Raw genomic sequence first — 7,330 nt, 5'->3', positions numbered from 1 at the left:
ATAGAAGCGCGCGCCGAACACGAATTGCACGATCGACGCGAGCACGAACTGCGGCCACGCCGGCAGCATTGCGTGCAGGCCGAACCATTCGCCGAACATCGGCGCGACGAGCGGCAGCGTCAGCAACGCGGACGCGACCACGCTCGCGAGGTCGCGGCGGATTTGAATCTGCTTGCGGTCGACGGCCGGGGCGTGCGTCGTGTCGAGGATCTCGCTGACGTCGCCAGTCGAGGCGGCCGTCGCTGCCGTCGGCTCGGCCGGAGCGACAGCAGCGGGCGGTGCGCTGAGCGTCGCTTCGTAGCCGGCTTTCCTGACGGCGGCGATCAGCGCGGCGGCATCGGCGGATGCGGTGCCTTGCGGATGAACGGTGGCGGTTTCGGTCGCCAGATTGACCGACGCGCGCACGACGCCAGGCACCTTCGCGAGCGCCTTTTCGACGCGCAACGCGCAGGCGGCGCAGGTCATGCCGCCGATCTCCAGTTCAGTGGTCAGCGGCGTGTCGGCGGGTGCCGCGGCAAGCGGCGCGATTGTCTGTTCGGCGACATCGGAGTTAGCGACCGGCGTTGCTTCATATCCGGCCTTGCGCACGGCATCGGCCAGTTGCTGAGGCGCGAGCGTCGCGTCGCTTTCCACGCGGGCGCGCTCGGTCGCGAGATTCACCGATGCGCGCGCCACCCCCGGCAGCTTGGTCAGCGCTTTTTCGACGCGGCTCGCGCACGACGCGCAAGTCATCCCGCCGATGTCGAGTTCGACGACGCGCGTAAGTGAAGGGGAAGCGGCAGCGTCGGCGGGGCGCTGCGGGTTGGCAAGTCCGGTCATGGCGGGCAAGGCTCGTGGCGGCATCGGGCCGCATGGTGAAGCCAGTATCGACCTTCCCATGATGGGAAGGTCAAGGCCGGATTATGCGCTCGCCGTCAAAACGCCGGCGGCGCGTCGAGCATCGCCTGTCCGACCGCTTTCTGTTGATCGCCGTCGCGCGCGAGCAGCGTTTGCGCGGCGCCGCGCCGGTCTTCGGCCGCCTTGTTCTGGCCGAGCTTCCATTTGCCGACGAGCCGGGTCACCTCGATTTCGATACCGACTATCGCGCCGAGCATCTGCGCGATGTAGTCGGCCGGCGCGTCGCCCATCTTCCACGGCACCGGCTCGCCGGCTTCCATCTTGCGCGTGAGTCGCGCGACGAGGCCGCGCACGAACGATTCATCGTCATGCACCACGATCCTGCCATGTGCATGTACGACCATATAGTTGTAGGTCGGCACCTGCTTGTGCGTTTCGTGTTTGCTCGGGTACCAGCTCGGCGAAATATAGGCGGTGGGCCCCTGGAAGATTACGAGCGCTTCGGGATGAGTCGCGGCTTCCTGCCAGACCGGGTTCGCCCGCGCGACGTGCGCGCGCAGTACCAGCCGTGACGAATCCGCCGCGTCCGCCTGAGCCTCGAACGGCAAATGATTCGCGTCGAGCCCATTGGGGCCGTGCGTAATCAGCGCGCCGAAAGAGTGCTCGGCGATCAGGCGGTGAAGAACCTCTGGACGGTTCTCTTCGAAATGGGCGGGCATGTACATTGAAACGCTCCGAATGCAGGACGACGAAAGAGTAGGGGCAATCGGCAAAAAGGCGGATCGACGGATTCGCGAATCAAAAAAGCGTCGCGCGTTCGCGCGAGCCGTTGGCGCGGGAACATAATGTGGCAGCGACGCTGGATGCTCCCTCTGGTAGCCGCTTGTGCGCCGCTAGCTGCAATTCCCTGCTTTGTGCTTGCCTGGCTAGCAAGGATACGATACAACGCGAGGTTGTCGGAATCGCAATCCGCGGACTCGCTGCGCAGTGTTTCGGGAGAACCGCGCATGCACGTGGCGCTGCACACCGGCATCTCCTATAGGACTGCACGCTCCGCACTCTGAACGAATGATAAAAAATCTCCGAGAACTGTTTTTGCTGCAACGAACCTGTGTTTCGCTCGCGGGTCTCGCACTGCTAGCCAGCTGCGCGTCGACCCCCATCGCGACGCAACAAAGCAACGGCTGGGTCAAGGACGAAGTCGCCGACTCGTACGTATTCGGCTATCCGCTCGTGCTGATGAGCGCCGCGCGCGATGCGGCGGTCGGCACAGAGCCGGGCCAGGCGCCGTTCAACACGCTGCGTCACGCGCAGGCGCTGCCGCCGATCGGCGCGACCAACCCGCCGCAGCCGAGCCTCGACACGCTCGACTCGACCGGCTGGCTCGACCTTGCAGCCGAGCCGGTGATCCTGGCGCTACCTGATTCGCATGGCCGTTACGTCGATGCGCGCGTGCTCGACATGTGGACCAACGTCGCGTGGTCGACCGGGCCGCAGTTCGCCACGGGCACGGGCACTGCGAAGGGCCTGCGCGCGCAGACGATCGCGTTCGTCGCGCCGGGCTGGAAGGGCGAGCTGCCGAAGGGCGCGACGCGCGTCGAGGTGCCGACCCGCAACGCCTGGATCAGCGTGCGCATCCAGTCGAGCGGTGCGCGCGATCTGAACGCGGTGCGCAAGCTGCAGCGCGCGATCCGTCTGGAGCCGTTGAGCGTGTTTGTCGGCGACGCGGAGCCGGCGGTGCCGCCGCGCAGTTACGCAAGTAGCGTGGCGGGCCCGAGCGGCACGCCGGCGCAGCAGGTCGCCGCGCTCGACGCAAGCGGCTTCTTCGGCCGTCTTGCCGATGCGTTGCCTGACAATCCGCCGACACCGGCCGATCCGCACGCGCTCAAGTTCCTCTCCGACCTCGGCGTGACGCCGGGCGATCCCGTGAAGCTGCCGAAGTCATCGGCTGTGCTCGCGGCCGGTCTCGCCGAGGGTCGCGAGCGCGTCGCGACACCGCCGTCGAATCTGCTGAGCGCGAATGGCTGGAGCTGGCTCGGCGACGGCGTCGGCAACTATGGTCCCGACTACGCATTGCGCGCGTATGCGGCGAGCGCGCAGTTGGGGATCGGCACGAAGGATGACGAAGTACGCGCGGTCGTCACGCAGGACAGCGACGGCAACACGCTGAACGGCGCGAATCGCTACGTGATCCACTTCGCGGCGAACCAGTTGCCGCCGGTGCGCGGATTCTGGACGATCACCGCGTACACGAAGGATGGCGCGCTGAGCGAGAACGCGCCGGCGCGGCTCGCGGTTGGCGATCGCAATGGCGCGCGCCGCAATCGCGATGGTTCGCTCGATGTGGTCGTGTCGTCGACGCGCAGCCGCACCGGCAACTGGCTGCCCGCACCGCGCGCGGACATGCAACTGGTGCTGCGCCTCTATGCGCCGAAGCCGCAAGCCACCGACGGCAGCTGGCAGCCGCCGCCGGTCGTGCGGCAATGATGTGAACGGCGCGCGGGCAAACCGCGCGCCGCCGTCCGGTGTCGTTATCTAACGCTCGCGATAATTTCTGCGCGGGAAAACCGGTCGGTCAGCAGCACGATTCGTCAAGGTGGGCCTGACATTCCTGTCTAACCATTGATTCAAGACTTATACTGCCGCTTGCGGGATCTCTGTTTTTCGCGGCGGGCTTGCCGCCGCCTTCCTCCACATCGAGCATGGCAAGCCTCAATAAAGCATCGTTAGCCTCCTCCATTCAGACTGTGCGCGCAGTCGCGCAGTCGCACCGTACGCGGCGAATTCTCGTCGGTTTGTTGATCTTCGTCGTCGTGTTCGGCCTGCTCGGCTTTTTCGCGGCGCCGCCGCTGATTCGCCATATCGCGAGCCAGCAACTGAGCAAGCAGCTCGACCGGCCGGCGTCGATCGGCCGCATCGCGCTCAATCCGTACACCCTGCGTTTCGAGGCCGACAACGTGCATATCGGCGAGCGCGGCGGCGCGGGTGACTTCGTCGATATTTCGCGGCTCATCGTGAAGCCGTCGTGGAGCTCGCTGTTTCGCGGCGCGCCGATCGTCGACGAAGTGCAGGTCGATTCACCGCGCTTTCATCTCGTTCGCCTCGATGCACAGCATTTCAATTTCAGCGACCTGATCGAGAAGTTCGCGAATCAGCCGGCAAAACCGAACAGCAAGCCGACGCAGTTCTCGGTGTCCAACATTCGCGTCGAAAACGGCCAGGTCAAGTTCGACGACCGCGTGCTCGGCACGAGTCACGTGATCGATGAATGGAAGCTCGGCATTCCGTTCATCGCGACGCTGCCGTCGAAGACCGATATCTTCGTCGAACCGCTACTGCGCGCGCGCATCGACGGCGACAGTCAGCTCGCGATCGACGGCAGGACCAAGCCGTTCGCTGCGTCGCGCGAGTCGGAAGTGTCGCTGCGCTTCGACGATCTCGACGTGCCGAAGCTGGTGTCCTACGCGCCGTCGAAGCTGCCGGTGATCGTGCAGTCGGGCAAGCTGTCCACCGACCTGAAGCTGAACTTCGTGATGGCGAACGACACGCCGTCGCTGCGCGTGGCCGGCACCGTCGACCTGAACGGCGTCGACGTGCAGGATCAGGGCAAGGCCCCGTTCTTCGCGGCGCGCGCGGTGCATGTGGCGGCGGCATCGCTCGAGCCGTTGAAGAGCGTCTATCACTTCGACGATATCCGCATCGACGCGCCGAGCGCGAGTCTCGCGCGCGACAAGAACGGTGTGTTGAGCGTCGAGCATATGTTTGCGCCCGCGCCGGGCAAACCGGCGGCAAAGGAAACCGCGGACACCAATGCCAAGCCCAAAGCCGCCGCCGCCGAAAAAGCGGCCCCGCCGTTCGACGTCGCGATCAAACGTTTCACACTCAACGACGGCACTGTGAACGTACACGACGAGGCCGCGTCCCGTCCGGTCGAAGCCGGTCTGCAAAATCTCGCGGTCACGCTGACCGATTTCTCGACGCTCGCGTCGGCGCCCGCGCATTACACGCTGAACACCAACCTGAAGGACGGCGGCGGTTCGCTCGCCGCCGACGGCACGGTCGGCCTCGCGGCGAAGACGGCGAGCGCGAAGCTCGATCTGAAGTCGCTGAAGCTGCCGCCGCTGCAGCCGTATCTCGACACCGCGACGTCCGCGCAGGTGCTCGACGGTGCGTTGTCCGCGACGACGAATATCGACGCGAACTGGTCGAAGTCGCCCATGGCGCTGACGGTCGCGGACACGAAGCTGGACATGCAGAAGGTGAAGCTCGCGGCGCGCGGCGACAAAACGCCGGTGATCTCGCTCGCGCAGGGCAACGTGGTGGTCAAGCAGGTCGACGTCGCGGCGCGCACGGCCGACGTGACGAGCGTCGACGCAACCGGCCTCGCGGTCGACGCGCAACGCCTGAAGGACGGCACCATTAATCTGAACTCGCTCGCCGGGGCGCATGAACAGGCGACGGAGCGCACGGCGATTCACGCGGCGAAAAAAGCGCAGGCCGAGGGCCCGGCATGGCGCTACAAGATCGGCGAATTGACGCTCAAAGACGCGACCGCCGAGTTCACCGACAACACGACGCCGCAGCCAGTCAAACTGAGCTTTACGCCGGTGCAGCTGAAGGTGCAGCAGATCAGCGACGACCTGAGCCGACCGCTGCCCGTCGACCTGCAGGCGACGTTGAACAAAAAGGGCACGCTCGGCGTAAAGGGCGACGTCACCGCGACGCCGCTGAAGCTGGCCGTCAAGCTCAACGCGAACCAGCTCGACGCGGCCGCGTTCGAGCCGTACTTCGGCAGCAAGCTGAACGCGTCGCTCGCGAGCGCGCTGCTGAATGCGAATGGCGATCTCTCGGTCAGCCAGGCGAAGTCGCTGAAGGCGAACTATCGCGGCGACATGGCGCTCGTCGCCGTGCGGCTGATCGACAAGGCGACATCCGACCTGTTCGCGGGCTGGGGCTCGCTTGCGCTGACGAACCTGAAGGCCGATTACGACGAGCACGGAGGGACCGTGGTCGACGCGGGGCGGGTGACGTTCTCGAAGTTCTATGGCCGCGTGCTGCTCGACGCCCAAGGCAAGCTGAACCTGAAGGATGTGGTCGCGCACGAGGGCGGTACGACGCAGTCACTGACGCGCAGCAAGAGCGGCTCCCACCCGATTCCGCTGACGCCCGAGGCGGTGTCCGAAGCCGTCGCGGCGTCGGCGCCGACGCCGGTCGCGGCAGCATCGGCTGCAGCGGCGGGCAAGGCAACCACCACGCCTGTGGCCACCGCCACGGCCGCGACGCCGCCACAAAATCCGCTCAAGATGCACTTCGGGCAACTGGTGTTGCAACAGGGCCGCGTGACTTACACCGACAACTTCATCAAGCCGAACTACACGGCGAACCTCGTCGACATTCAGGGCACCATCGGCGCGTTCGGTACGGAATCGACCACGCCCGCACCGGTCGATGTCGCCGCGAAACTCGCGGCCAACGGTCCGCTGACGATTCGCGGCACCGTCAATCCGCTGATCGCGAAACCGGCGCTCGATCTGACCGCGACCGCACACGACATCGAGCTGACCAACCTGACGCCGTATTCGGCGAAATACGCGGGCTATCCGATCACGAAGGGCAAGCTCAACGTCGATCTGCACTATCAGCTTGCGAACGACCAGTTGAACGCGAACAACCACCTGTTCATCGATCAGCTGACCTTCGGCGATCACATTGACAACGACACCGCGACCAAACTGCCGGTGCGTTTCGCGATCTCGCTGCTGAAGAACTCGCGTGGCGAGATCGACGTGAACCTGCCGGTGTCGGGCTCGCTGTCGAACCCCGAGTTCAGCATCGGCGGGCTGATCTGGCATGCGGTGCTGAATCTGCTCGAGAAGGCGGTGACCGCGCCATTCTCGTTGATTGCGCATGCGTTCGGCGGCAGTGGCGAGGACCTCGGCTATGTCGAATTCGAGGCCGGCTCGGCCACGCTCACCGACGCCGACAAGCAGAAACTCGACACGATCGTGAAGGCACTCACCGACAAGCCGTCGATCCGCATGGACCTGATTGGCCGCGTCGATCCGAAGGTCGACGAGCCGGCGCTGCGCACGCGATACGTCGATCAGATGGTCAAGCGGCAGAAGATCAAGGATACGGTGGGCAACGGCGAGAGCGTCGATCCGTCGACGGTCACGGTCGATCAGAAAGACTATGACAAGTATCTGACCAAGGCCTACAAGTCCTCCGACTTCAAGAAACCGCGCAACTTCATCGGCATGACGAAGACGCTGCCCGACGACGACATGAAGAGCGCGCTCGCGGCCAACGCGCCGATCGACGACGCGAGCCTGCGGCAGCTTGCGCAGCAGCGCGCGCAGAGCGTGCAACAGTACCTCGAGGGCAAGATCGACAGCAGCCGCGTGTTTATCGTCGCTCCGAAGATGAATGCCGACGATATCAAGGACAAGGGTGCGACGACGCGGGTCGATTTCGGCTTGAAGTGATGGTGGCG

The 7,330-nt window shown here is 65.2% G+C and carries 4 protein-coding genes; 2 read left to right on the top strand and 2 right to left on the bottom strand.

The window, feature by feature from the left end; translation table 11 throughout:
- A partial coding sequence (locus AB3X89_RS16175) for a copper ion binding protein (protein ID WP_368584185.1) occupies positions 1-819 on the bottom strand: 819 nt, incomplete at its 3' end.
- Between the two features lie 95 nt (positions 820-914).
- On the bottom strand, positions 915-1,562 hold the full coding sequence (locus AB3X89_RS16170) for an FMN-binding negative transcriptional regulator (protein WP_176123370.1): 648 nt from the start codon (positions 1,560-1,562) through the stop codon (positions 915-917).
- Between the two features lie 343 nt (positions 1,563-1,905).
- Here AB3X89_RS16170 and AB3X89_RS16165 point away from each other — a divergent pair, with 343 nt between their 5' ends.
- Together AB3X89_RS16165 and AB3X89_RS16160 are read left to right on the top strand one after the other, a co-directional pair.
- On the top strand, positions 1,906-3,324 hold the full coding sequence (locus AB3X89_RS16165) for a DUF1254 domain-containing protein (RefSeq protein WP_368584184.1): 1,419 nt from the start codon (positions 1,906-1,908) through the stop codon (positions 3,322-3,324).
- A gap of 215 nt (positions 3,325-3,539) precedes the next feature.
- Positions 3,540-7,322: a DUF748 domain-containing protein gene (locus AB3X89_RS16160; protein WP_368584183.1), complete on the top strand. Its 3,783-nt coding sequence runs from the start codon at positions 3,540-3,542 to the stop codon at positions 7,320-7,322.
- The last annotated feature ends 8 nt before the right edge of the window (positions 7,323-7,330 follow it).

The sequence above is a fragment of the Paraburkholderia sp. BR14320 genome (assembly GCF_040948665.1).
In the GTDB taxonomy this organism is placed as follows: Bacteria; Pseudomonadota; Gammaproteobacteria; order Burkholderiales; family Burkholderiaceae; genus Paraburkholderia; species Paraburkholderia youngii.
The sequence above is the reverse complement of the archived record's forward strand: the minus strand, read 5'-3'. Positions and strand labels throughout refer to the sequence as shown.